Source organism: Paraburkholderia sp., assembly GCF_036488795.1.
In the GTDB taxonomy this organism is placed as follows: domain Bacteria; phylum Pseudomonadota; class Gammaproteobacteria; order Burkholderiales; family Burkholderiaceae; genus Paraburkholderia.
Genome location: NZ_DASXHA010000163.1, coordinates 70609 through 95911, shown reverse-complemented (window position 1 = coordinate 95911; position 25303 = coordinate 70609). Strand labels below are relative to the sequence as shown.

The 25303-nt window shown below is 65.7% G+C and carries 24 protein-coding genes; 8 read left to right on the top strand and 16 right to left on the bottom strand.

The features are described 5' to 3' along the window. Window positions 1–41: 41 nt before the first annotated feature. Together flgK and flgL are read left to right on the top strand one after the other, a co-directional pair. The gene (flgK, locus tag VGH41_RS23620; protein ID WP_331600065.1) at window positions 42–2030 is read left to right on the top strand and encodes a flagellar hook-associated protein FlgK; all 1989 of its coding nucleotides are present in this window, start codon (window positions 42–44) and stop codon (window positions 2028–2030) included. A gap of 11 nt (window positions 2031–2041) precedes the next feature. After that, window positions 2042–3295 (top strand): flagellar hook-associated protein FlgL, encoded by a 1254-nt coding sequence (gene flgL / locus VGH41_RS23615; RefSeq protein WP_331600064.1) that lies wholly within the window; start codon window positions 2042–2044, stop codon window positions 3293–3295. Window positions 3296–3374: 79 nt separating this feature from the next. On the opposite strand, the gene fliR is transcribed toward flgL, so the two are convergent. The 13 genes from fliR to fliF form a co-directional block, all read right to left on the bottom strand. Further along, window positions 3375–4157, bottom strand: a complete 783-nt coding sequence (gene fliR / locus VGH41_RS23610; protein WP_331600063.1) for a flagellar biosynthetic protein FliR — start codon at window positions 4155–4157, stop codon at window positions 3375–3377. Window positions 4158–4185: 28 nt separating this feature from the next. Continuing rightward, the gene (gene fliQ / locus VGH41_RS23605) at window positions 4186–4455 is read right to left on the bottom strand and encodes a flagellar biosynthesis protein FliQ (protein ID WP_331600062.1); all 270 of its coding nucleotides are present in this window, start codon (window positions 4453–4455) and stop codon (window positions 4186–4188) included. Between the two features lie 52 nt (window positions 4456–4507). Next, window positions 4508–5383 (bottom strand): flagellar type III secretion system pore protein FliP, encoded by an 876-nt coding sequence (gene fliP, locus VGH41_RS23600; RefSeq protein ID WP_331600061.1) that lies wholly within the window; start codon window positions 5381–5383, stop codon window positions 4508–4510. Further along, the gene (gene fliO / locus VGH41_RS23595) at window positions 5384–6004 is read right to left on the bottom strand and encodes a flagellar biosynthetic protein FliO (RefSeq protein ID WP_414696703.1); all 621 of its coding nucleotides are present in this window, start codon (window positions 6002–6004) and stop codon (window positions 5384–5386) included. Then, window positions 6001–6462, bottom strand: coding sequence for a flagellar motor switch protein FliN (gene fliN / locus VGH41_RS23590; RefSeq protein WP_331600060.1), 462 nt, complete (start codon window positions 6460–6462; stop codon window positions 6001–6003). The genes fliO and fliN overlap by 4 nt, the downstream gene beginning before the upstream one ends. Next, the gene (fliM, locus tag VGH41_RS23585; protein ID WP_331600059.1) at window positions 6455–7453 is read right to left on the bottom strand and encodes a flagellar motor switch protein FliM; all 999 of its coding nucleotides are present in this window, start codon (window positions 7451–7453) and stop codon (window positions 6455–6457) included. Before fliM ends, fliN begins: the two co-directional genes overlap by 8 nt. A gap of 52 nt (window positions 7454–7505) precedes the next feature. After that, a complete protein-coding gene (gene fliL, locus VGH41_RS23580; RefSeq protein ID WP_331600058.1) occupies window positions 7506–8015 on the bottom strand; it encodes a flagellar basal body-associated protein FliL in 510 nt (169 codons plus the stop codon). 1037 nt (window positions 8016–9052) lie between these two features. After that, window positions 9053–10552, bottom strand: a complete 1500-nt coding sequence (locus VGH41_RS23575; RefSeq protein ID WP_331600057.1) for a flagellar hook-length control protein FliK — start codon at window positions 10550–10552, stop codon at window positions 9053–9055. A 98-nt stretch (window positions 10553–10650) separates the two neighbouring features. Beyond that, window positions 10651–11100 (bottom strand): flagellar export protein FliJ, encoded by a 450-nt coding sequence (gene fliJ / locus VGH41_RS23570; protein WP_331600056.1) that lies wholly within the window; start codon window positions 11098–11100, stop codon window positions 10651–10653. 2 nt (window positions 11101–11102) lie between these two features. Further along, entirely contained in the window at window positions 11103–12767 is a 1665-nt protein-coding gene (gene fliI, locus VGH41_RS23565) for a flagellar protein export ATPase FliI (RefSeq protein WP_331600055.1), read from the bottom strand. Further along, a complete protein-coding gene (gene fliH / locus VGH41_RS23560) occupies window positions 12761–13444 on the bottom strand; it encodes a flagellar assembly protein FliH (protein WP_331600054.1) in 684 nt (227 codons plus the stop codon). Before fliH ends, fliI begins: the two co-directional genes overlap by 7 nt. Beyond that, window positions 13431–14426, bottom strand: a complete 996-nt coding sequence (gene fliG / locus VGH41_RS23555; protein ID WP_331600053.1) for a flagellar motor switch protein FliG — start codon at window positions 14424–14426, stop codon at window positions 13431–13433. Before fliG ends, fliH begins: the two co-directional genes overlap by 14 nt. Then, on the bottom strand, window positions 14416–16206 hold the full coding sequence (fliF, locus tag VGH41_RS23550; RefSeq protein ID WP_331600052.1) for a flagellar basal-body MS-ring/collar protein FliF: 1791 nt from the start codon (window positions 16204–16206) through the stop codon (window positions 14416–14418). Before fliF ends, fliG begins: the two co-directional genes overlap by 11 nt. Before the next feature lie 235 nt (window positions 16207–16441). On the opposite strand from fliF, the gene fliE reads away from it, so the two are divergent. From fliE to VGH41_RS23525, 5 genes are all read left to right on the top strand, one after another. Then, complete coding sequence (fliE, locus tag VGH41_RS23545) at window positions 16442–16777, top strand: flagellar hook-basal body complex protein FliE (protein ID WP_331600051.1); 336 nt, start codon at window positions 16442–16444, stop codon at window positions 16775–16777. A 287-nt stretch (window positions 16778–17064) separates the two neighbouring features. Next, entirely contained in the window at window positions 17065–17499 is a 435-nt protein-coding gene (gene fliS / locus VGH41_RS23540) for a flagellar export chaperone FliS (protein WP_331600050.1), read from the top strand. Further along, window positions 17496–17822: a flagellar protein FliT gene (locus VGH41_RS23535; protein ID WP_331600049.1), complete on the top strand. Its 327-nt coding sequence runs from the start codon at window positions 17496–17498 to the stop codon at window positions 17820–17822. Before fliS ends, VGH41_RS23535 begins: the two co-directional genes overlap by 4 nt. Before the next feature lie 162 nt (window positions 17823–17984). Continuing rightward, window positions 17985–19448 carry a flagellar hook-length control protein FliK gene (locus tag VGH41_RS23530; RefSeq protein ID WP_331600048.1) on the top strand — a complete coding sequence of 488 codons (1464 nt, stop codon included), beginning with the start codon at window positions 17985–17987 and terminating at the stop codon, window positions 19446–19448. Continuing rightward, a complete protein-coding gene (locus VGH41_RS23525) occupies window positions 19448–19837 on the top strand; it encodes an EscU/YscU/HrcU family type III secretion system export apparatus switch protein (protein ID WP_331600047.1) in 390 nt (129 codons plus the stop codon). Before VGH41_RS23530 ends, VGH41_RS23525 begins: the two co-directional genes overlap by 1 nt. Here VGH41_RS23525 and VGH41_RS23520 read toward each other — a convergent pair. Together VGH41_RS23520 and VGH41_RS23515 are read right to left on the bottom strand one after the other, a co-directional pair. Beyond that, entirely contained in the window at window positions 19834–21252 is a 1419-nt protein-coding gene (locus VGH41_RS23520; protein ID WP_331600046.1) for a coniferyl aldehyde dehydrogenase, read from the bottom strand. The two genes, VGH41_RS23525 and VGH41_RS23520, sit on opposite strands and share 4 nt — an antisense overlap. A 78-nt stretch (window positions 21253–21330) precedes the next feature. Then, window positions 21331–23004 carry an isovaleryl-CoA dehydrogenase gene (locus VGH41_RS23515; RefSeq protein ID WP_331600045.1) on the bottom strand — a complete coding sequence of 558 codons (1674 nt, stop codon included), beginning with the start codon at window positions 23002–23004 and terminating at the stop codon, window positions 21331–21333. Window positions 23005–23339: 335 nt separating this feature from the next. Here VGH41_RS23515 and VGH41_RS23510 point away from each other — a divergent pair, with 335 nt between their 5' ends. Then, window positions 23340–24983 (top strand): GMC family oxidoreductase, encoded by a 1644-nt coding sequence (locus VGH41_RS23510; RefSeq protein ID WP_331600044.1) that lies wholly within the window; start codon window positions 23340–23342, stop codon window positions 24981–24983. Between the two features lie 110 nt (window positions 24984–25093). On the opposite strand, the gene VGH41_RS23505 is transcribed toward VGH41_RS23510, so the two are convergent. Then, on the bottom strand, window positions 25094–25300 hold the full coding sequence (locus tag VGH41_RS23505) for a hypothetical protein (protein WP_331600043.1): 207 nt from the start codon (window positions 25298–25300) through the stop codon (window positions 25094–25096). Window positions 25301–25303 lie beyond the last annotated feature (3 nt).

Here is a 25303-nt window from a genome sequence, read left to right as displayed (position 1 = left end):
GGCAACTCGGTGGGCGCGTTGCCAGCTCTACAGGATGACGCATGTCCAGCAACCTCATCAATATCGGCCTCAGTGGACTCACCGCAGCCCAGTGGGGGCTGACGGTGACCAGCGAGAACATCAGCAATACGAATACCGCTGGCTACGATGTCGAAAGCCCGGTCTTTTCGGAAAGCTCCGGCCAGTACACTGGCAGCGGCTACCTGCCGCAAGGCGTGTCCACCACGACGGTTCAGCGCGCCTATAGCCAGTATCTGAATGCCGAGTTGAACAATGCGCAGACGCAAAGCGGCGCGCTGACCTCGAACTTCGGAATGCTCTCGCAGCTGAATAACCTCGTCGGCAGCCCGACCTCCGGTATTTCAACCGCGATCACCACCTACTTCACCGGTTTGCAGACGGTCGCGGGCGGCGCGGCTAACGCCGCCACCCGGCAAACGGCGATCAGCGATGCGCAGTCGCTCGCGAACCAGCTGAACGCGGTCGGCACGCAATACGATCAGCTGCGCCAGAGCGTCAACACGCAGCTGTCGTCGACGGTGTCGTCGATCAACACCTTCACCTCGCAGATCGCGACGCTCAACCAGCAGATCGCCGCCGCGAGCGCGCAAGGCCAGCCGCCGAACCAGTTGCTCGACCAGCGCGACCAGGCGGTCTCGCAACTGTCGTCGCTCGTCGGCGTGCAGGTGGTGCAGAACTCGAACGGCACCAGCCTGTTCCTGCCGAGCGGCCAGGCGCTCGTGCTCGGTTCGACCAGCTACAACCTCGGCACCGCGACGTCGGCGTCGAATCCGAACGAAGATTCGATCACTTACCTGGGCGCCGCCGGCACCACGCCGAGCGCCGCGACGACGCAGACGCTGTCCGACCTGAGCGTGTCGGCCGAAGGTGGCGCGCTGGGTGGCCTGATGGACTTCCGCACCCAGTCGCTCGACCCCGCGCAGGCACAGTTGGGCGCGATCGCCACCAGCTTCGCCGCGCAGGTCAACAACCAGAACGAACTGGGTCTCGACCTGAACGGCAATCCGGGTGGGCCGCTGTTTTCGGTGGCGCCGCCGCAGGCGACCGCGAATGCGAACAACACGGGCAGCGGCGCGCTCAGCGTGTCGTTCGTCAATGCGACGCAGCCTACGACCAGCAACTACACGCTGTCGTATAACGGCAGCGCCTACACGCTGACGGACAACGCAACGGGTGCGACGGTGGGCACGGCGACCAGCCTGTCGCAGCCGATCGACGGCCTGAATTTCTCGCTCACCGGCACGATGAACCCGGGCGATTCGTTCGAGGTCTCGCCGACGAGCGGCGCGCTCGGCAGCTTCGGGCTCACCACCCAGAGCGGCTCGGCCATTGCCGCGGCTTCGCCGGTGCTCGCTACGCCCGGCTCGGGCAACACCGGCTCGGCGACGATTACGCAAGGCACGGTGACGGCGGGTTATTCGCTGCCCACCACGCCGACCACACTGACGTACAACTCAGCGGCCGGTGGCTTGACCGGTTTCCCGGTCGGCTCGGTGGTGACGATTGGCGGCGCCAGCACGACCATCACGGCGACGACGACCGTGGTGCCGTATTCGCCGGCAAGCGGCGCGACGATGACGATCAACACGACGCCGGTCACGGCCGGTTCGATGAACGGCATCACCGTCACGTTGAGCGGCACGCCGAGCAACGGCGACACGTTCACGATCGCAGCCAACGTCGGTGCGCAAAGCGACGGCAGCAACGCCACGCTGATGGCGAACATCGTCAGCGCCAAAACGCTGAACGGCGGCACCACGACCCTGACGACCGCGTACGCGAACTATGTGAACACGGTCGGTAACCAGACCAACGAGATCAACGCGTCGAATACGACGCAGACCGCGCTGGTGTCGCAGATCCAGTCGTCGCAGCAGTCGGTCTCGGGCGTCAACATCAATGAAGAAGCAGCGAACCTGTTGCAGTACCAGCAGCTGTACCAGGCCAACAGCAAGGTGATTCAGACCGCTGATACGCTGTTCCAAACCATTCTCGGCATCTTCCAGTGAGGCGTTGAATCATGCGCATCTCCACATCTGAATTTCTCGGCATGAATGTCCAGACAATGGACAATCAGCAAAGCCAACTGTCGCAGTTGTACGGCGAGATCTCGAGCGGCGTGAGCCTCTCCTCACCGTCCGACAATCCGCTGGGCGCGGCTCAGGCCGTGCAACTGAGCATGCAGGGCGCGACCCTCGCGCAGTATGCGAGCAACCAGAACTCCGCCCTCACCAGTCTGCAGTCGGAAGATCAGACGCTCTCCAGCGTGATTACCGCCCTGCAAAGCGTGAACACGCAGCTGCAGACCGCCGGCAACGGCACGCTGAACGACACCAACCGCAGCGCGATCGCCGCGACGCTCGAGCAGCTGAACAACACGCTGATGACGCTCGGGAACACCAAGTCGCCGAGCGGCAACTATCTGTTCGGCGGCTTCCAGACGTCGTCGCAGCCGTTCACGCAGAACTCGGCGGGCGCGGTCGTCTATAACGGCGACAACGGTGTTTCGAGCACGCAGATTTCCGACAGCACATCGGTCGCCACCGGCGACACGGGCGCCTCGGTGTTCCTGAGCGTGACGCCGCAGACGGCGGCGCCGGTCGCCTATGCATCGACGCTGAATACGGGTACGGCGGTAGCGGGCCAGGTCAACTCGACCAATGCGACTAGCGCGGCCAACGGCGACACCTACACCATCTCGTTCCAGGTCGCGGCTGGCGTGACGACCTACACCGTCGCGGATACCAACAGCGCGGGCACGACCACTACGACCGCGCCGCAACCGTACACGGCCGGCTCGGCGATCACGCTGGGCACGAGCGGCGAGAGTGTGACGATCAGCGGCACGCCGGCTAATACCGATTCGTTCACCGTGCAGTCGGCCACCCAGGTTCCGCCGGCGCAAGGCGGCACGAGCGTGTTCGCGACGATCCAGAACATGATCACCGCGTTGCAGACGCCCGCCGACACGCCGGCGGCCATGGCGGCGCTGAACAACGTCCTGAACACGGGCATGACGCAGGTGCAGAACTCGCTGTCCAACGTGACGACCGTGCAGGCGACGGTGGGCGGCCGCGAGCAGCAGATTCAGGCAATGGAAACGGTGAACCAGTCGCAGTCGCTGCAGGCAACCAGTTCGCTGGACGATCTGGTGAGCACGAATATGCCCGCGGCCATCAGCCAGTACACGCAGACGCAATTCTCGCTGCAGGCGTCTGAACAGGCGTTCGTGCAGGTTCAGCAGTTGTCGCTGTTCCAGTTCATCAACAACTAAATAACAACAAGCTTTGGCAGTATCGAAGGTGTGAGGCGGGAAGCGGCTTAGGTCGTTTCCCGTTTTTTTTGCCCGATTATCAGCGCAGCCCTGCGGCCACTCGCCCCATCTCCTCTATGCCGGTATCGAACAGCCGCGAGAAGAACGGAATCAGATTGGGCACCATCAGTTGCAGAATCAGCATGCCGACCAGCATGGTCAGCGGAAAGCCGATCTGGAACACGCCGATCTGCGGTGCCGCGCGGTTGAGAATGCCGAGCGCCAGGTTGGCGATCAGCAGCGCGGCAACGACCGGCAAGGACAGCAGCAGCCCCGCCGAAAAAATCGTGCTGCCCCAATTGGCCAATGAGCGAAAACCGCCCGCGCCGAGCAGATCGCTGGAAATCGGCACTGACTGAAACGTCGCGATGAGCGCGCTCACCATCTGCAGATGACCGTCCAGTACGAGAAAGACGAGCATCGCGAAGACGTTCATGAAGCTCGACAGCACGGCGCTCGAGCCGCTCGCCTGCTGATCGAAGAAGGTCGCGAAGCCCAGACCCATCCCCAGACCCACGAATTCGCCGGTTGCCTGAATGGCGGTGAAGACGATCTGCATGGTCAGGCCGAGCGCGGCGCCGATCAGGAACTGGTTCACCATGATCCACACGCCCGCTGCGGAAAACACCGTGGCTTGCGGCATGGCGCCGAGTGTCGGCGCGACGATGATGGTGATGAAGGCGCCGAGGCCGATCTTCACCCGCGTCGACACCGACATGTTGCCGAACACCGGCGCCGTGGCCACCAGCGCCAGGATCCGCACGAACGGCCAGAGAAACGCGGTGAGCCACGCGTTCAGTTGCGCATAGGTGACGGAGAACATGGCGGCTGCGTGCGGAGGACGGCCGCGCTCAGTTGGCGAGCGTCGGAATATTGGTGAGCATCTGACGCAGATAGTCGAGCATGGTCGACAGCATCCACGGTCCGGCGATCACCAGCGTGACGGCGATCGCGAGCAGCTTTGGAATGAACGACAGGGTGGCTTCGTTGATCTGCGTAGCGGCCTGGAACAGACTCACGATCAGGCCGACCACGAGCGCGACGAGCAGCAACGGTGCGGCCAGCAGCAGCGCGACGTACATCGCCTGGTGCGCAAGGGCCATGACTGATTCGGGTGTCATGATGAGTCGTGTCGGTTCAGCGGGTTATCGGGTAGGCCGGAAGCGGCGCAAGTCAGACGAAGCTCTGGGCGAGCGAGCCGAGCAGCAACTGCCAGCCGTCGACCAGCACGAACAGCATCAGCTTGAACGGCAGCGAGATGGTCGCAGGCGACACCATCATCATACCCATCGACATCAGCACGCTCGCCACCACCATGTCGATGATGAGAAACGGAATGAAGATGGTAAAGCCGATCTGGAAGCCGGTCTTCAGCTCGCTCGTGACGAAGGCGGGCACCAGCAACGGCAGCGGCACGTCTTCCGGACCTTGCATGGGCGCGGCGTGCGAGATGCGGGCGAACAGGGCGAGATCGGATTCGCGGGTCTGCCGCAGCATGAATGTCTTGAACGGCGCGAGGCCGCGGCTGACTGCCTGATCCATCGGCATCGAGCCTTCGGAGAACGGCTTGTAGCCGTCGTTATAGGCCTTGTCGAGCACCGGCGACATCACGAACAGCGTGAGAAACAGCGCGAGGCCGACCAGCACCTGGTTGGGCGGCGTCGTCGTGGTGCCGAGCGCCTGGCGCAGCAGCGACAACACGATGATGATGCGCGTGAAGCTCGTCATCATCAGGATCATGGCCGGCAGGAACGACAGCATCGTGAGCAGCAGCATGGTCTGCACGCTCAACGAATACGTCGTGCCGCCGTTCGGGCCCGGGCTGGTGTTGAACGCGGGCAGGCCCGCGGTCTGCGCGAACGAAAGCGACGGCAGCGCCATCAGCATGACGGGCAGCGCGGGCACAGCGAACGGTGCGGCCAGCGCCAGCACACGGCGCAGCATGGCGAGGACTTGCGGAAAAAACGCGCGCGGGCGGGCAGAGCGCCTGTCGAGGGCACAGCTTGAGGCCGCGTGCCCGTGGCGCGCCTGATGGTGACTGAACTGCATTTACTGATCCCCGCCGTGTGGCCGGTTGAAACGTTTGCCCACTTCCCCTTTCAGCGCTTCGCGAAAGCGTTGCCCGAAAGTGCCGGACAGGGCGGTGTCGGTGCCGCTCGGGCGCGTGCCCAGCGGGAGTGTCGCGCCGTCGGTCGAGCCGGCCGGCATGGTGTGCAGCAGACGCACATTGCCGGGAGCCGCGCCGAGCACGAGCCAGGTATCGCCGATCTCGACGACCGCCACGCGCTCCTTGCCGCCCAGCGACGCCCCGCCGATGGTCTTCACCAGACCGCCGCGGCTGCCGCCCGGTTGCAGGCCGAAGCGCCGCGCGAGCCATGCGCAGGCGAACACCAGGCCAATCACGACGAGCAGGCCGAAGATGGTTTGCAGCACGGCGCCGATGCCCAGCGACGGCACCGCGGCCCCCGCGCCGACACCGGAAGCGATCCGCGCCGCGTCATTGACGGCTTTCATATCGGCCGCGCGAGCGGCGAGCGGCGTCAGCATCAACGCGCTCACGCTGACGACGGCGAGCGCGGCGGCGAGGTTCGCGCGCACGGCATGGGAGCAATGCTGGCGTAATGCGGTACGCCGGCTGGGGCGCGCCATGCGCCCGGCAAAGCGGTTCATCGATTCAGTTTCCGGATCCGCTCGGACGGCGTGATGATGTCGGTCAGGCGAATGCCGAACTTGTCGTTGACGACCACGACTTCACCTTGAGCGATCAGACAGCCGTTGACCAGCACGTCCATCGGTTCGCCGGCGAGGCCGTCGAGCTCCACCACCGAACCTTGCGCGAGCTGCAGCAGGTTGCGGATGGCAATCTTGGTGCGGCCCAGCTCGACCGTCATCTGGACCGGAATGTCCAGAATCATGTCGATGTCGTTGCGCGTGGTGTTCGGCTCCACCTTCGAGAGCGGCTGGAACACGCCGGCCGTCGTCGCGCTGACCGCGCTGTTGTCGTTCTGCTCGGCCAGCGCGCTGGCCCAGTCGTCGAGCGACGCTTCGTCCGAGGCCCCATCCGCGCCTGCCAGTTGTGCTTCGTCTGCCGGCAGTTCCTTTTCAGGCGTTCCGTTCAGCTCAGTCATATCCACCTTCCTTCATCGTGTCCGTCGCGCTGATCATCTTCTGGACGCGCAACGCATATTGACCATTGAAAATACCGTAGCCGCATTCCATCACCGGCACCCCGTCGACTTTCGCGGTGATGTGTTCGGGGATGTTGATCGGCAGCACATCGCCTTTGCGCATGTTCGGGATCTGCTCGAAGGTGATCGGGATCTGTGCGAGATCGGCGGTCAGTTCGACTTCCGCGGCTTGCACCTGCTGCGACAGCACGCGCACCCAGCGGCGGTCGACGTCGACCGCTTCGCCTTGAATCGGCGAGGACAGGATGTCGCGAATCGGTTCGATCATCGAGTACGGCATGCAGATATGCAGCGTGCCGCCGGTGGTGCCGAATTCGATCGAGAATTGCGTGACGATGACAATTTCGTTCGGCGTCGCGACGTTGGCGAACTGCGTGTGCATTTCCGAGCGTACGAACTCGAACTGCAGGGGCCGCACGCTTTTCCACGACGTCGTGTAGTGCTCGAACACGAGGTTGAGCAGCTTGCTGATGATGCGTTGTTCGGTGGCCGTGAAGTCGCGGCCTTCGACGCGGGTATGGAAACGCCCGTCGCCGCCGAACAGGTTGTCGACCACGAAGAACACCAGGTTCGGATCGAACACGAACAGCGACGTGCCGCGCAGCGGCTTCACGTGGACCAGGTTCAGGTTGGTCGGGATCGGCAGGTTGCGGGTGAACTCGCTGTACTTCTGCACCTTCACGGGGCCGACGGAAATTTCCGCGGTGCGCCGCATGAAGTTGAAGATGCCGACGCGCAACAGACGCGCGAAGCGGTCGTTGATGATTTCGAGGCCGGGCATCCGGCCGCGGACGATGCGTTCCTGCGTGGCGATGTTGTACGGCCGGACACCGGAGCGGTCTGACTGCTCGGCTTCCGAATCGGACTCGCCGGTAACGCCCTTGAGGAGGGCATCGACCTCCTCCTGGGACATGAACTCTTCGTGGCCCATTCCTATTCCTCGTGCGTCCCTTGGCGGTTGATGGCGGCAGCGTGAAGCGGGGTCACTGCACGACGAATTCGGTGAACAGCACGTCTTCGACTTCTACGGGAGCGGCGCCTTTGTCGGTCGGCTGTTCGATCAGCGTCTTGAGTTCGGTGGCGAGCGTGCGTTTGCCGTCGAGCGGCGCGAGGTCGTCGGGGTGCTTGTTCGACAGTGCGAGCAGCACGCGGCTGCGCACTTCCGGCATGTGATCGGTGAGCTCCTGCTGGACCTTGAGGTCATTGAGCTTGAGCGTGAGACCGATGCGCAGATAGTGTTGCTGGCCGTCGTCCGACTGCAGGTTGACGGTCATGGGTTCGAGCGGGAAGAACACCGGCAGGGCGGGCGCGGCCGGCGTGGCGGCCTGAGCGGCGCCGGCTGCCGGGGCGTGCCGGGACATGAAGAACCACACGCCGGCGCCGGCTGCGCCTGCGGCGATCAGGGCGATCAACACGATGAGGATGATGCGTTTCATCGGGCCGGGGGAGGCCGGCTGAACAGTGCCTTGCTGGTTTGCGGTCGTCGATGCCATGGATTCTTGCTTGCCTCAGTGCTGGTAGGGTGAATTGTTGTTTAATTGCGCTTCGCGCGATGGGTCGAAAAGAAGGGGGTTTGGGGGGTATCTCTGGTGTTTGGGGTTTGCTTTTGCTTTTGTCTGGCAGACCGCTGTTGGGTTGTTTGCCTACGGCGTTGGGCTTTTCCTGCTTTGCTCTTGGTCTGTTGGCTTCGCTGCTTGACTGTTTGCCTGCGGCGTTGGCCTTTCCTTGCATTCTTATCGGTCTATTAGCTTCGCCCCTGTGCGGGGCGGCACTTACTTTCTTTGCCGCCGCAAAGAAAGTAAGCAAAGAAAGCGGGCTTCCAACCGCCAGCCAGTAGGCGCCCGCCTCGCCACCCACGCGGCATTGGTCCGAGACAAGATCGTCCCTCTTGCCACCACCACCCGTGACAAAGCCGTCATTCATCCAGCGTGCGCTACGCGCCGCCGTCGGGCATAACCCCTTCTGCTTACTCTCTCGTTTTTTGTCAGTATTGCTGCAACGGTGACGCGAACAAGGCAACACAATGAGGGTGCTTCAGCCCCGCGACTGCTTTCCCTGGCAAACCCGTCCGCGACGCACGGAGTGCGGAGTGGGGTGGATGAGTCCTGTGCCAAAAGCGTGTGTGATCCGAGGGCCGAACTTGTCTCGGACCAATGCCATGTGACCGGCGGGGGCGACACCTACTGGCTGGCGGTGTGAGCCCGCTTTCTTTGCTTACTTTCTTTGCGGCGGCAAAGAAAGTGAGTGCTGCCCCGCACAGGGGCGAAGCTAATAGACCACTAAGAAAGCAAGGACAGGCCAACGCCGTAGGCAAACAACCAGACAGCGAAGCTACCAGACCGAAAGCAAATCAAGGAAAGGCCAACGCCGTAGGCAAACAGTCAAGCAGCGAAGCTACCAGACCAAAAGCAAAGCCCAACGCCGTAGGCAAACAACCAGGCAGCGAAGCTATTAGACCGAAAGCAAAACAAGCCCAACGCCGTAAGGCAAACAACCAATCCGCCTGAAGGGCAAAAAAGAACCCAAAAAATCAGGCAAACGTATCCACCAACCCCACTGACCGCCTGGCAGCCACATTAGCCACGCTAGCCACATCCGCTTCGGACTCCCCCCCGGCGCCGCCGGCAAAGCTGTTACCAGACCGCCCGCTGCCAGAACCCGAAGACTGCTGCTGCCCAGCCTGCCCGGCAAATCCATCGCTCACCGAAGCACTCCCCAGCCCAATGCCGTTGTTCTCCATCGCCTCGCGCAGCTTCGGCAATGCCGCCTCGACCGCCTCCCGCACCTGCTGGTGCTGCGAAACAAACAACGCATGTGCATGGTTATCGGCAACCTGCAACACCACCTGTAGCGGCCCCAGGTCCTTCGGATTCAACGTCAGCTCAGCACTCTGCTGGTGAGCATTCGACAAAAACACCACCTTCTGTCCCAACGCCTCTTCCCAGTCCGAACTGCCCACCGTCGGCGCCAAGGCATTGGCCGCCGCGGCCTGAGCCGCCAGGTTCGTGCCCTGCAGGGTCGGCGTGCTCGCGCTCGCCGCGCTCGCGGCCGCCGCCGCCTGGCTCGCGGCCAGTGCCACCGTCGCCGCGTCAGCCGTGCTCTTCGCCGCAATCGCACTGTCCTGCGCATTGTTGGTGGTCGTCGCCGCCAGCGCGTCCGCGGCGTTCTTCGCGGCCAGGTCGCTATTGGTGGTCGTCGCCGCCGTGTCCAGCGTCTGCTTGTCGCCCAGCTTGCCCTTCGCGTCACCCAGCATCGAACCCGCCGCGGACGACTTGCCCTTACCCGTTTGCAGCGAAAGTCCCGAGTCCCGGTTGCCGTCCGTCTTCGCGTCGGCGCCCTTGCCAAGCCCCGCAGCCTGCGTCGGCACCGCGCCCTGTGCACCGGTAAGCGCCGTCAACGCCGCCTGCAGCGCGTCGCTCGCCGACTTCGGATCGATCGCCTTCTTGCCGTGCGCGCCATCTGTCGTACCCGCCATGCCCGTGGCCGGGTCCAGCGCCGCCAGGGCGTCGTTCGATGTCTGGTTCGTCGTGCCGTCGGCGTTCGCGTTCGCATTCGCGTTGGCCTGCGCCTGAAGCTGCGCCTGCGCCTGAAGTTGCGCAGCCACCGCCGCTGCGGCGGCCGAGGTGGCCGCGTCGGTCGAGTGCGAGCCCCTGCCGCCCTTCGCCCCCGTGCTGCCATGGCTGCCGTGCGTGCTGCCGGAGGACGCCGTGGTCGTCGTGCCGTCGCTGCTGGTGTTCGTCCCCGTGCTGCTGCTCTGGCTGGTGCTGGCGGTGCTCGTGCTGCCCGACTGCGCAGCATCCTGAGCGCTTGATGAAGACGGCGCGGAAGACGACGGCGCAGGCGAAGGCGTGGGTGCCGGCGCAGGCGGCGGCGCGCTGCTTACGGTTTGCGGCGCGCTCGTCTGCGCGCTGATGCTCTGCTGCAGCGTCTGCGAAAACGGCACGGTGTTCGAGGCGTCCGCTGCGGCGCCGGCCGACGAACTGCTCGAAACGGTATCGAAGAGTGCGCTGATAAGCGAAAGTGGCGACATGGTTGATCCTGTCTATCCGTTGAGTCTGGTCATTTCCGGCCACGGCCGGTGGTTCGTGCCAGCGGGCAAGCCGCTGGACCGCGGGCCAAGCGCGTCGCTCAGACGCCCTCGGCGCGCATCCTCAGAATGCGTGCGGCATGTTCGTCGGCGTCGCGCTGGTCGCGGCGCGACTGCTGCTGCGCTTCGGTGGCGTCGCCGCGGGCCTGCAGGACTTCATACGAGCCTAACTTCTGTTTGTGACGCTGCCATTCCGGCTTGGCCGTTTCGACGCGTCCATATGCGGCGACAACCAGCCTGCGCTGCTGTTCGATCGCCGCATCGAGCGTGTCGATAAACGCCTGAAAATTGCGCATGTTGCCAGCCGGCATGCCGGTCTGGGCACTCGTCGTGAAGCGCGCGTGATACTCGTCGCGGTAGCGCACCAGCGCGTCGAACTGCGCCTGCGCTTCGCTCGCCTCGCGCTGGGCGCGGCCAAGGCGTTGCGCGGCGGCGTCCACGTCGTCCTGCGCGAGGCCGATAAGCGTCTTGATCGGGAAGTGTTTCGCCATCGTCAGCCTCCTTGGGCAAACAGCGCGTCGAGCTTCTGGAGACTCGCCTCGAATCCCGCACACTCGCGAAAACCTTGCTGCAAAAACGCCTCGATGCGCGGATACAGCGCGATCGCACGGTCGAGCAGCGCATCGCGCCCGCTCGAGTAGGCGCCTACGTTGATCAGGTCGCGGTTACGCTGGTAACGCGACAGCATCTGCTTGAACAGACGCGTTTTGTCGAGGTGCTGGTCGTCGATCAGCGCCGTCATGGCGCGGCTGATCGACGCTTCGATGTCGATGGCCGGATAGTGGCCGGCTTCAGCCAGCGAGCGCGACAGCACGATATGGCCGTCCAGAATCGCGCGCGCCGAATCGGCAATCGGATCCTGCTGGTCGTCGCCTTCGGTCAGCACCGTATAGAACGCGGTGATCGAACCGCCGCCCGCCGGGCCGTTGCCGGTGCGTTCGACGAGCGCCGGCAGCTTGGCGAACACCGACGGCGGATAGCCCTTGGTGGCCGGCGGCTCGCCCACCGCGAGCGCGATCTCGCGCTGCGCCATGGCATAACGGGTGAGCGAATCCATCAGCAGCAGCACATGCTTGCCCTGATCGCGGAAGTATTCGGCGAGCGAAGTCGAGTAGGCGGCGGCCTGCATCCGCAAGAGCGGCGAGACGTCAGCCGGCGCGGCGATCACCACCGAGCGCGCGAGCCCTTCCTCGCCGAGGATCTGTTCGATGAATTCCTTCACTTCGCGGCCACGCTCGCCGATCAGGCCGATCACGATCACTTCGGCGCTGGTGTAGCGCGCCATGGTGCCGAGCAGGACGGATTTACCGACGCCGGAACCCGCGAACAGGCCCATGCGCTGGCCCCGGCCAACGGTGAGGAGCGCGTTGATGGCGCGCACGCCGACGTCGAGCACCTTGTGGATCGGCTCGCGATTCAGCGGATTGATGGTCGGCGCGGATAGCGGCGCATCCATCTTGGTGCCGAGCGGGCCGAGCCCGTCGAGCGGCCGGCCGGACGCGTCGAGCACGCGGCCGAGCAGTTCCCAGCCGACCGGCAGGCGCTTGGCACCCGCCATCGGATCGGCGATCGGCGCGGATTCCAGCGGATAGACCCGCGCGCCGGGCAACAGGCCAATCACTTCGGTGGTCGGCATCAGGAACAGCTTGTCGCCGGCGAAGCCGACGACCTCGGCTTCGGCCATCGGCAGCGAGCTGCCCTGCGGCAGTTCGATCATTACTTCGGCGCCCACCGACAGCCGCAGTCCCACGGCTTCGAGCACGAGCCCGGCGGCGCGTGTCAGGCGCCCGCAGGCGCGCATCGGCCTCGCGATGGCGTTGCGTTCGCGCAAACCATCCAGATGACCGCGCCAGGCTTGCACGTGCGGATTGCTGGCGAGCGCGGGGTTGGCCGCGGCGCCGGCGGCTGCGCCAGTTCCGCTGCTCGCCATGGAAGGCGCGGAATCACGGCTGGCCGCGGCGAACACGGAAGTCGAATGACCATGGCGAGGATCGCGCGCTGCCGCCTTTGCACGCGCCGCCTGGGGTGGGTGAGACGTCTGCGGCGCAGCCTGCGTTTCAGCCGCGGGCGCCGCGGCGCCGAAGGACGCCAGCGCGAGCTCCTGCTCGAGCGGCGTCAGATCGCTGGCGCGGATTTCCTCGATGGTCGGCTTCACCATGTGCTCGCCTTGCCGAGTGCCGCGGCGACCCGCTCCCAGCGCGTGTCGATGCCGGCATCCACTTCGCCGGTGCTGGCGTGGGCGCGGCAGCCGCCGCGCTCGACCGCCGGGTCGGTGCGTACGGACCAGCCGCGCGCCTGCAATTCTTCCATCAGATACGCCTCGACCACCGGCAGATCGGCCGGGCTCACGATCAGGTGCGGAGCGCCGCTCAGCGCCGGCTCGGCGGCCAGCACCTCGCGCGCGGCGGCGATCAGCGCGGCCGGATCGTGTTGCACGTGCTGACGCACCACCTGCTGCGCGATATCCAGCGCGAGGGCAACCAGCGTTTCGGAGATTTCGTGTTGCGCGCCGTCCAGCGCGGCCTTGAAGGTTTCGGCCAGCGCCGCGAGGCGCGCGGCTTCTTCGCGTGCTTCGGCCTGACCCTGGGCAAAACCTTGCGCGTGCCCCTGATCGTAGCCGGCCTGATAACCCAACGCCTGGCCGGCGACGTGGCCTGAGGCGACGCCCTGCGCGTGCGCGGCGTCGCGCAGGCGTTGCAGTTCGGCTTCAAAAGCGCCGTCGTCGACTTCGGGTTCGGGCGGTGCCGGCGGCACCGGGTCGAACGAGGCCATCTCCCAGCGCTGGTAGGCCGAGAGGCTAGCCTTGCGCGTGGGATCCTGATCAGACATATGCATCTTCCGCCTTGCCGCCTAGAACAATCTGGCCGCTTTCCGCCAGGTTGCGCACGATTTGCAGAATGCGGCGCTGTTGCGTTTCCACTTCGGAGACGCGCACCGGGCCGCGGGCATCCAGATCTTCGGCGAGCAGCTCGGCGGCCCGCTGCGACATGTTCGACAGGAACTTCTGACGCAGCGCAGGCGGCGCACCCTTGAGCGAAATGATCAGCGCCTCGGATTCGACTTCCTTCAGCAGCAACTGGATCGCGCGGTCTTCCAGGTCGAGCAGGTTCTCGAACACGAACATCTGATCGATGATCTTCTGCGCGAGTTCGGCGTCGTACTGGCGCACGTTCTCGATGACGCCTTCTTCATGATTGCTCGACATGAAGTTGAGAATTTCCGCCGCCGTGCGAATGCCGCCCATCGGGCTGCGTTTGAGGTTGTCGCTGCCGGACAGCAGGCCTGTCAGCACATCGTCGAGTTCGCGCAGCGCGGCCGGCTGGATGCCGTCGAGCGTCGCGATGCGCAGCAGCACGTCGTTGCGCAGACGGTCGGTGAAGCAGGAGACGATCTCGGAGGCCTGATCGCGGTCCAGGTGGACCAGGATCGTCGCGATGATCTGCGGGTGCTCGTTCTTGATCAGCTCGGCCACGGCAGCGGAATCCATCCACTTGAGGCCTTCGATGCCGCTCGTGTCGCTGCCTTGCAGGATCCGGTCGATGATCGCACCGGCCTTGTCGTCGCCGAGCGCCTTGGTCAGCACCGAGCGGATGTAGTCGCTCGAATCCAGCGATAGCGCGGTGTGCTGCTCGGCCTCGCGAACGAACTCGTGCAGGACTTCGTCGACCTGTTCGCGGGTGACATTCTTCAGTGCCGCCATCGCGACACCGATCTTCTGGACCTCGCGCGGCCCCAGGAACTTAAACACCTGCGCGGCTTCTTCCTCGCCGATGGACATCAGCAGGAGCGCGCTTTTCACCACGCCTTCAGCGCTCATCGGACACCCAGTTCTTGACCACGGTTGCAACGATCTTCGGATCCTGGCGCGCGATGTTGCGCGCGTATTCCAGGTTCCGCTCGAATTTGTGTTTGTCGCTCTCGAGCGCCATCAGTTCGGAGTCGCCGCCTTCTTCGCCGGCCGCCGCTCCGGCACGTTCGGCGGCGGGGATGCCGTCGAGCAGCACCGGCTCGTCCGGCGACATCAGCGCGGCCGCAACCGGTTCCGGCGGCGGCGGGAAGGCGCGGCGCAGCGCCGGCTTCACCATCACGAAGTAGAGGAACAGGGCGACGGCGCCAATGCCCAGGTAAGTCGCGACCTGCTTGGCGAGCGCGATCATCTCCGGCGTGCGCCACCACGGCAGGTTGGCGTTCGGATCGACTTCGGTAGTGAACGCGCTGTTCACCACGTTGACCGAGTCGCCGCGCTGCGCGTCGAAGCCCATCGCGTCCTTCACCAGCTGGTTGACCTGCGCGAGCTTGTCGGCCGTGAGCGGCTGCATCGTCGTGTGACCCTTGGCGTCGGTCACCGGCAGGTAGTTCACCACCACGGCCACCGAGAGGCGCTTGACGCCGCCCATCGACTGCTGGAAGTGACGCACCGTCTTGTCCAGCTCGTAGTTCGTCGTGGCGTCCTTGCGGTCGCTGACCGGCGTGCTCGAGCTGCCGCTTGCGCCGTTCGGGGCGTTGACCGGCGCGGAGGCGGGCTGCGGCGGCTGGTTCGACAGCGCGCCCGGTACGCCCGAGGCGCCGCCTTGCGACAGTTCGGTATCGCTGCTGGTCTGCTGGCTGCGGATCGCCGCCTGCTGCGGATTGCCGTTCGGGCCGTAGTTTTCCGAAGTCTGTTCGACCTGCGAGAAGTCGACGTCGGCGCTCACCTGCGAGTGCGCATTGCCGGCGCCGAACAGCGGCGCGAGGATCGCGTCGATGCGCTGCTGCGTGTTGTGCTCGACCTGCTGCACGTACTTGAGCTGGGTGGCGTCGAGTCCGGCGCTGGACGGCGGCTGCGTGAGCAGGTTGCCGTCCTGATCGATGATGGTGACGCCGCGCGCCGGCATCTCCGGCACGGCGGAGGCGACCATATGGGTGATCGCCACGACCTGGCCTTCATCGAGCATGCGGCCCGGATACAGGTTCACCAGCACCGACGCCGACGGCGCCTGATGGTCGCGCACGAATACCGACGGCTTCGGAATGGCCAGATGCACGCGCGCCGACTTCACCGACGACACGGATTCGATGGTGCGCTCCAGCTCGCCTTCCAGCGCGCGCTGATAGTTGACCTGCTCGGCGAACTGGCTGATGCCGAACTTTTCGTTGTCCATCAGTTCGAAGCCGACCGAGCCGCTTTTCGGCAGGCCTTGCGAGGCGAGGCGCAGACGCATCTCATGCACCTGATCGGCCGGCACGAGGATGGCGCCGCCGCCGTCGGAGAACTTATAGGGAATGTTGGCCGCCTGCAGCGCCGTGATGATCGAGCCGCCATCCTGGTCGGACAGGTTGCTGTAGAGCACCTTGTAGTCCGGTGCGCGTGACCACAGCCACAGGCCAACGACCACGGCCACCAGAACCGCGACGGCGAAAATCAGCGGCGCGCGCGGGTTGCCGCGCATCTGCGTCAAGCCGGACAGACGCTGCGTAAAGTTGCCGCCGAGACCCCCACCGCTCAGGTCCGCGGCGCCGCCTGCCTGGCCGGCGCCGGGCGCAACGGCGCCTGGCTGCGCGCCAGCGAGGCCCATGCGGGCGTCGGGGTTGATCAACGAGTTGGCTGACGAATCCATGCGTCGGGTTTCTCCGGGGATGCCTTGGGTCTGTCAGCTGCCGCCACACCTGGGTCGGCGGACGCACGGACAGACACTTTCACCATTGGAATTATCGCCACGGCCGGGCAACCCGATTGCTCGAATAGAGCAGGGTTTCCCCCCTACTTTCGCGGCTTTCGAAAATAGCCCGCTGATATTCTCTCGGTCAGATCGGCAGGTGTAGCCACGCCGGTCCCCTTCTTCCGGAGAGAACATGACAATGCCAGTGAACGCGATCTCGTCGGCACTGCAGCAAATGCAGGCCATGGCGGCGCAGGCGGCCGGCGGCGCCGAGACGGTCGCGGACCAGTCGGGTGCCGCGACCTCGGGCGGTTTTGCGTCGGCGCTCAAGGCGTCGCTCGACAAGATCAGCGGCGATCAGCAAAAGGCCGACGGCGAAACGAAGGCCTTCGAACTCGGCTCGCCCAATGTCTCGCTGAACGACGTGATGATCGACGGTCAAAAGGCTAACCTTGGCTTCCAGTTCGGCCTGCAGGTCCGCAACAAGCTGGTGTCCGCCTACAACGACATCATGCAGATGTCGGTTTAAGCGTCCGTCGCCCGCAGGCGCCATGCCGGCCGGTGCAGGATGCTCCGCGGCCGGCGCACGCCGCCGCGGGGTGCCGGCGCAGGCGCATGTGGCGCGGCGGCGTGCCCACCCTGGACTTCGGCTTTATCCCTGAGCGCAAGCCGTTTCGCCTTAAACCTCCTTACAGCGCCCTAAAGCTTTCCGGTTACGAATCCGATAACACGGGTACAGACCACACTCTGGACGCGGCGACGTGCTCCGGAAAGCCGTCTCACACTTTTCGAATCCGCACGACAGGAGAAGCGCCGATGTTTTCCCCAGGACACGCTGGAGCCAACGCATACGCACGTGTCGGCGTCGAGACAGGGGTGTTGGGCGCGAGTCCGCATCGTCTGATCGTGATGCTGTATCAAGGGGCTCGGCAAGCGATTGCCCAGGCGCGTATGCATCTGCAACAAGGCAACGTGGCAGAGCGCGGCAAGGCAATCTCCAAGGCGATCCGGATTGTCGAAAGCGGGCTGCAGCAGTCGCTCAACGTCGAGGCGGGTGGCGAAGTCGGGCAACGGTTGTACGCGCTGTATGCCTATATGACACGGCGGCTCTTCGAAGCCAACGTGAAGCAGAGCGAGGCGATGCTCGTCGAAGTCGACGGCTTGCTGGCCACGCTCGAAGAGGCGTGGGTCGGAATTGGGCCGGAGATCGCGCGGATGGCGGGTCAGCCAGCCGCGGAAAGTATCAGATGACTTCGAACGACGAATATTTTGCCCGCTACGAGGCAATCGCAGCGATTTCCGCACGCATGTTGATGGCCGCGCGCCGCGCGCTGTGGAACGATCTGGTGCCGCTGCAGGAAGAATACCGGCACCTGGTCGACGCGTTGAAGGAAGCGGAAACCGGAGTCAAGCTCGACGAGCTGGAACGCCTGCGCAAGTACGACCTGATCCGCCGGATACTTGCGGACGATGCCGCGATCCGTGACCTCGCGAACCCGCGCATGGCGAACCTGTCGGCGCTGTTCGCCGGGCGGCCGGCCCGGGTGCTGAAGGAACTGTACGGAGCACGCTGAGCTCGTCTGACCGTGGTGGCGTTCGATCGCACGAGCTGGCGGCATGAACGGGCGGCATGAGTCAGCGGCATGAGTCAGCGGCATGAGTCAGCGGCGCGAGTTGGCTGCGCGAAGTTGCCTGGGTGAGCCACGCGGGCCCCGAGGTAACACTAAGGAATCGGCATGAACGGAATCGACTCGGCCATCGCTTCGCTCCTCTCGAGCCCGATCGACAGTTTGCTCAATATTGCGCCGGGTACCGCGACCACGTCGCAGGCCGGGGCGTCGGCGCTGAGCGTCGAAACGCCCGTCACGCCAGGCACGCCCGCCGCGCCTGCCGCTCCGCCGGCTTCCGCGCAGACCGCCTTGTCGGCGGTTGCCCTGACCCTCAACGCGATTGCACTTTCCGGCGGCGAAGCCACGCCCGCCATTGTCGGCCAGTTGCCGATCTGGCCGGCCGCGCCCGCGCTCGATGTCGCCCTCGCCGAGCTCCCTCTGTTCGAGTCCTTGATTGGCGAGATGCCCGACGCAGGCGCGGCGCCTTCCGGGTTGCCCGCGGGCACGGCTGCGGGCGGCGCTGCCGGCAGCGCCGGTGCTGCCGCCGGCACCGCAACGGCTGCCGCGGCGGCGAGCGTCGCCGCGGCTCCGATGCCGGTTGCGGCGCTGGCCGCCGCGCTCAAAGATACCGTCGCGGGCAGCGGCCTCTTCTACGAATCGCATCTGGCGCAATGGCTCGCGGGACAGCTCGCGCCTGCCGATCTGGCCGCCGAACCGCAAAACCAGCTGCTCGACAGCGAGACCCAATTGCCGCTCAACTGGGCCGCGGACGCGGAGGCGGCGTCGTCATCTTCCGCGACGGGCGCGCAGCAGCAGGGCCGTGCCGGCGCCGCGCAGACTTCGGGCGGTGCGCCCGATGCCGGCGCAGCCGCGCGTGCACTACCCTCGATCCAGTCGCCGCAAGCCGCGCGGTTTGTCGCCGGGGAAATGCTGGCGAATTCGCTTGCCGATCTGGCTACCCAATCCGGGCACGCCGCGCTGCACGCGGCCGCCCAGTTGACCGACGCGGCGCCGCAGACCCAGCAGGCCGCCGCGGCCGCGGTCAACGCCGTCACCATTCCGCTGGTGCGCCAGCAACTCGACATGCTCGCGACCGGCCAGTTCCGCTGGACCGGCGAAGCGTGGCCGGGCGCAAAGCTCGACTGGACCATTCAGCAGGACGGCGACGAATGGCAGCGCGGCGGCGGCGGCGCGGAGGCAGAAGAGGATTACCCATGGCGCACCCGTCTCACGCTGTCGTTGCCGCGCCTCGGCACCGTCGATGCCGAACTGGTGCTGACCGGCACCCGGCTGATGGCGCGGGTGCTGGCGAGTCCGCTCGGCGCGGCGCGCCTCACGCAGCAAAGCGAAGGCTTCAAACAGCGGCTGGCCGCCGCCGGGATCGAACTGAACGGACTGTCGATTCGCGAAATCGGCGGCGGCGCGCCAGCGGGCGCCTCGAACGCGGCCGCTGCCGCCGCCGCGCAGGCCGCCGCTTCGGCCTATGCGCGTTCGGCGACGGCTGGCGAGCCGTCGCCTGCAGCGCGCCGGCCGGTCAGGGGGGAGCGCCCGGCGGCCAAGTCCGACACCGATTTCGATTGGGACATGTGATGAGCCGCACGCATCGCAAAAGCGCGGCCGCGCTCATCTATGACGCCCAGGGCAGCGACGCCGCGCCGCGCGTCGTCGCGAAGGGCTATGGCCTCGTTGCGGACATGATCATCCAGCGCGCCAAGGACGCCGGCCTGTATGTGCACGACGCGCCGGAAATGGTGTCGCTGCTGATGCAGGTGGATCTGGATTCGCGCATTCCGCCGCAGCTCTATCAGGCGGTGGCGGAATTGCTGGCGTGGCTGCACCGGCTGGAAAGCGGCGCCGCGGATGAGCCACCGGGGACGTCGCTCGAACCCGCGCGCGCCGGCCGGGAGACGTCGGCGGACGCAACCGCTGGCGGCGACGGTGGCGGCCGCGACGACGGTTTGGCGGACCTGCCCGGCTAGAAGCGCATCATCAGCTTGAGCAATGCATTCACGCGCTTGCCGTACGGCGGCGCGATCAACCCGCGCGCGTTCCAGCGCGCCTGAGTCAGTACCGGCTTCATCTTCGAGAAGGTCACGAAGCCTTCGTAACCGTGATACGCACCCATCCCGCTCGCGCCGACGCCGCCGAACGGCAGGCTTTCGCACGCCAGATGCATCAGCGTTTCGTTGACCGCCATGCCGCCCGCGATGGTTTCGCGCTCGACGCGCCGGATGGTCGCGGCGTCGTCGTCGAACAGATAGAGCGCGAGCGGCCGCGGCCGGGCGTTGATCCACGCAATGGCGTCGTCGAGCGTGTCGTACGGGATGAGCGGCAGCAGCGGCCCGAAAATCTCTTCCTGCATCAGCGCGACGTCATCCGGCGCATTTGTCACGGCAATCAGCGGGAAGCGGCGGGTGGCCGGATCCGCTGCGCCGTCGGCGAGCGGGTGCAGTTGCGCGCCGGCGGCCTGCGCTTCGTCGGCGAGGCGCTGCAGCCGCGCGAAATGCCGCCCGGAAATGATGGACGTGTAGTCGCAATTGCGTGCGAAGTCCGGATACATGGTCGCCATGCGTGAGCGCGCCCGCGCGATGAACGCCTGCTCCTTGCCGCGCGGCACCAGCACGTAATCCGGCGCGACGCAGGTTTGTCCTGCGTTCAGCGTTTTGCCGGCCAGCAGGTTGTCCACCGCGTTGTCAAACCGTGCGTGCGGCCCGACGATTGCCGGCGACTTGCCGCCCAGCTCCAGCGTGACGGGCGTGAGATGCTCGGCCGCCGCGCGCATCACCTCGTGCCCCACCCTGGTGGAACCGGTGAAGAGCAGATGATCGAACGGTTGGGCGCTAAAGGCGGCGGCGAGCGCGGCGTCGCCGTTGACGACGGCGACATGATCGCGCGCGAAGGTTTGCCCAATCAGTTGTTCGAACAGCGCCGAGGTGCGTGGCGTGAGTTCCGACATCTTGATGATCGCCCGGTTGCCGGCCGTGAGCGCGCTGATAAGCGGGCCGGCCGCAAGCAGCACCGGATAATTCCACGGCACGATGATACCGATCACGCCGAGCGGCTGCGGCACCACCCTGGCGCGTGCCGGCAGCAGCCATTTGTTGGTGCTGCGGCGCTGCGGTCTCATCCAGCGCTTGCCGTGCTTCAGCGCGGCGTCGATCTCTTCCTTCACCAGCAGGAATTCCGCGAGCAGGATCTCTTCCTTCGCGCGATTGCCGAAGTCCGCGTGCATGGCGTCGCACAGGGCATCGCGATGATCGAGCAGCATCGCCCGCAGCGACTTCAGATGAGCCGCACGCGCCTCCCATGATGGATACGGCGCGCGCAACCATGCCTGTCGCTGTTCGCGCAGCAGCGCTTCGAGCGCGGCAACCTCAGGCAGATCGTTTTTCATGTCCACTCCCTTGATGGATGTCGGTGCGCGGCAGGCCGCGCTTATGGGTGAGGCAGATCCATCCAATGAGACTGCCCGCTAGGGTTGAAACGCCCGCGCGACGATCGCCGCGTGATCGAACGTGGCGGGTAGCGTGCCGTACACGCGGCCGCTTTCGCCGCAGCCGTCGGCGAGACGCGTCGCGATGAACGCGTCGGCCACTTCCGCGGGCGCGTGCTTCACGAGCAGCGTGGCCTGCGCGGTCAGCACGATCTGCTGGGCGATGCGGCGCGCGGACGCTTCGCGGGTTTCCTGCGGCCCGCTTAGCGTCGCGGCGAGCTGGTCCAGCGCCGCGACCAGCGCCGGATGCCCGTGCGCATCGGCCCGCCATGTGGAGAACAGGGCGTGCGCGGCATCCACTTCGCGTTCCAGCGCGCGCAGCACGTCGAGGCACATCACGTTGCCGGAGCCTTCCCAGATCGAATTGACGGGTGCTTCACGGTAGAAGCGCGCCATCGGGCCTTCTTCGACATACCCGTTGCCGCCCCAGACTTCCATGGCTTCGCCGGTGAATTCGAGCGTGCGCTTGCAGACCCAGTATTTCGCCGCCGGCGTGACGATGCGGCGCCAGGCGCGCTCTTCCGGCGCACTGGCCGCGTCTTCGAAGGCGCGGGCAAGCCGCATGAACAGCACAGTCGCTGCTTCGGATTCGAGTGCGAGGTCGGCCAGCACATTGCGCATCAACGGTTGATCGGCGAGATGCCGCCCGAACGCGCTGCGATGCCGCGCATGATGGATGGCCTGCGTCAGCGCCGCACGCATCAGCGCCGCGCTGCCGATCACGCAATCGAGCCGCGTGTAGTTCGCCATTTCGATGATGGTCGGCACGCCGCGCCCTTCCTCACCAATCAGGATACCGAACGCATCGAGGAATTCGACTTCGCTGCTGGCGTTCGACCGATTGCCGAGCTTGTTCTTCAGACGTTGGATCTGCACCGCGTTCCTGCTGCCGTCGGGCGCGAAGCGCGGCACGTAGAAGCAGGAGAGGCCTTCGTGATCGTCGGTACGCGCGAGCACCAGATGCGCGTCGCACTGCGGCGCCGAGAAAAACCACTTGTGACCGAGCAGCCGGTAGTGCGCGCCACGCCCACTTCCGTGTGTGGCAAAGGCACGGGTCTGATTGCTGCGCACGTCCGAGCCGCCCTGTTTCTCGGTCATGCCCATGCCGATCATCGCCGAGGTTTTGTGCGTGAGCGGCACGTCGCGCGCATCGTGTTCGCGCGCATAGAGCTTGTCGCGCAAGGTCTCGAAGAGTGCCGGTTCGCGCTGCAGCACCGGAATGCTGGCGAAGGTCATCGTCAGTGGACACAGCGAGCCGGATTCGAGCTGCGCGTGCAGAAAATAGCCGGCACAACGCGCGGCCATCGCGCCGCGCTGCGGATCGGAGAACGGCAGGGCGTGCAGCCCCTCGCGCCGCAGCAAGGACAGCAAGGTGTGCCACGCCGGATGAAATTCCAGTGCGTCGATGCGCTCGCCACGCGGGCTGTAGGTGAAGAGTTCCGGCGCGTGGCGGTTCGCCAGATCGGCGAGCGCGAGCGTCTCGGGCGTGCTGAGCGCCGCGCCGTCGCGCAGCAGGGCGGCGCGGTGCCAGGGCGCGCCTTCGCGATCGACGGCGGCGACCAGAGCGGCGTCACTGGCAAAAAGGTTGTAATCCGCGAGCGGCGGAACCTGATTCGTGACGTCGTGCGTCTTGCCGGGGCCGTGCCGTTCCATCTGCTGTCTCCGTTCTCCGGGCGAGCGCCGGGGTGCGTTTAGAGTGTGCGCTGTTTTATCGGTGCATGCCGTGCCTTTCACCAGCAGCACGGCACGCGTCGCACCTCGTTTGAATGCCGCGTGCCGTGGCGCGGCATGGGGCACTGCGGGACCGCTTGCGCAGCCGGCAGCACCTTTTATCTTAGGGGTACGCCGCGGGTTTCGTTTAGAGGGATCGCTCTGCCGTGAACGCGCCGCAGCACGGCGACGCTCCCTACAATGCGCGGGAAACACACGTAGACAAGTGTGCACGGGACAGGTTTCGCGAACAACGCGAGCCGCATCAGGAGGAGCGCATGCAATACGACTACATCATCGTCGGTGCGGGCTCGGGTGGCTGTTCGCTGGCCGGCCGTCTCGCGGATGCCTGTCCTGACGCGACGATCGCGCTGATCGAAGCCGGCGGCCATACCGACCGCAATCTGCTCGTCAACATGCCCGTGGGTGTGGCGGCGGTGGTGCCCAACAAGCTCAAGACCAACTACGGCTACGAGACGACGCCGCAGCCGGCGCTCGCGGGGCGCCGCGGGTTTCAGCCGCGCGGACGCGGTTACGGCGGCTCCAGCGCGATCAACGCAATGATCTACACGCGCGGCCATCCGCTCGATTACGACGAATGGGCGCAGATGGGCTGTGCCGGCTGGGCGTGGTCCGACGTGTTGCCGTATTTTCGCCGGGCGGAAGACAATCAGCGCGGCGCGGACGCATGGCATGGCGCCGACGGTCCGCTCAGCGTCAGCAATCTGCGCTATCGCAATCCGTTTTCGCAACGCTTCGTGCAGGCCGCGCTCGAAGCCGGTCACCGTCCCAATGACGATTTCAACGGTCCGGACCAGGAAGGCATCGGTTTCTATCAGGTGACCCAGCGTGACGGCCGGCGCTGCAGCGTCGCGCGGGCCTATATCTACGATCGCACGCGGCCGAATCTGCACACGCTCGCCGATGCCACCGTGCTGCGCGTGAGGTTCGACGGCAAGCGCGCGAGCGGCGTCGAGATCGTGCGCGGCGGCCGCACCGGGACGCTCGAAGCGCGCGCGGAAGTGATCGTCGCGGCGGGCGCGTTCAATTCTCCGCAACTGCTGATGTGCTCGGGGATCGGGCCCGCGGCGCAACTGCAAGCGCTTGGCGTGCCGGTGATTCACGATGCGCCGCAGGTTGGGCAGAACCTGATCGACCACATCGACTTCACGATCAACAAGCGCGTTGCGTCGATCGAGCCGCCCGGCTTTTCGGTGCGCGGCATTGCGCGGATGCTGCCGCAGTTCGTCACCTTCATGCGGCACGGCCAGGGCATGCTGTCGAGCAACGTCGCCGAGGCCGGCGGCTTTCTGAAGAGCCGGCCCACGCTGGATCGTCCGGATCTGCAATTGCATTTTTGCGCCGCGCTGATCGACGACCACAACCGTCGCATGCATTGGGGCCACGGCTATTCGCTGCACGTGTGCGTGCTGCGTCCGAAGAGCCGTGGCACGGTGACGCTTGCGAGCCGCGACGCGCGCGAGGCGCCGGTGATCGATCCACGCTTTCTGAGCGATTCGCGCGATCTCGATCTGCTGGTGGAGGGCGCCTATATCGCGCGGCGCATTCTCGATGCGCCGTCGCTTGCGATGCACGGCGGCGCGGAGTTGCACACGCGAGCGGGTCAGAGCGACGCCGAATTGCGCGCAACCATCGCGGCGCGCGCCGATACGATTTATCACCCGGTGGGCACCTGCCGGATGGGCAGTGATGCGGCGTCGGTGGTGGACCCGCAGTTGCGGGTGCGCGGCGTGTCGGGACTGCGGGTCGTGGATGCGTCGGTGATGCCGACTGTGATCGGCGGCAATACCAACGCGCCCACGGTCATGATCGGTGAGCGGGCGGCGGACCTGATCGTCGCGGCACGGCGCGCGGGGGCGGAGGCATCGGCAACAGGAGTGGGCGCCGGCACGCTTGCCTGAGCACCGAAAATCTGCCCGCGATAGTCGCGATATCACGGTCGTCTTCAATAAATGCGTAAGCTGCATCGGCAATGCGGCTTGCGCGCGGGCTTATTGTTTTGCCTCAAGTCTTACAGCAGATAATCAGTTTTATTTTGATCCGGTTGGTTTCTGGGAATTGCCAGAATAAACCCACAACCTTTAGCGGTAGCCTTGCCACCCGCCGCATCGAGTTTGTCGATGCGCAGCAGGCGCAATAAGTTGCGATAACGCGCGGCTTCGCCGCCATGCTTGCAATGCCGCCCGGCGCGCGCCGGCCGGCGTGCTCCATTGCGCAACCG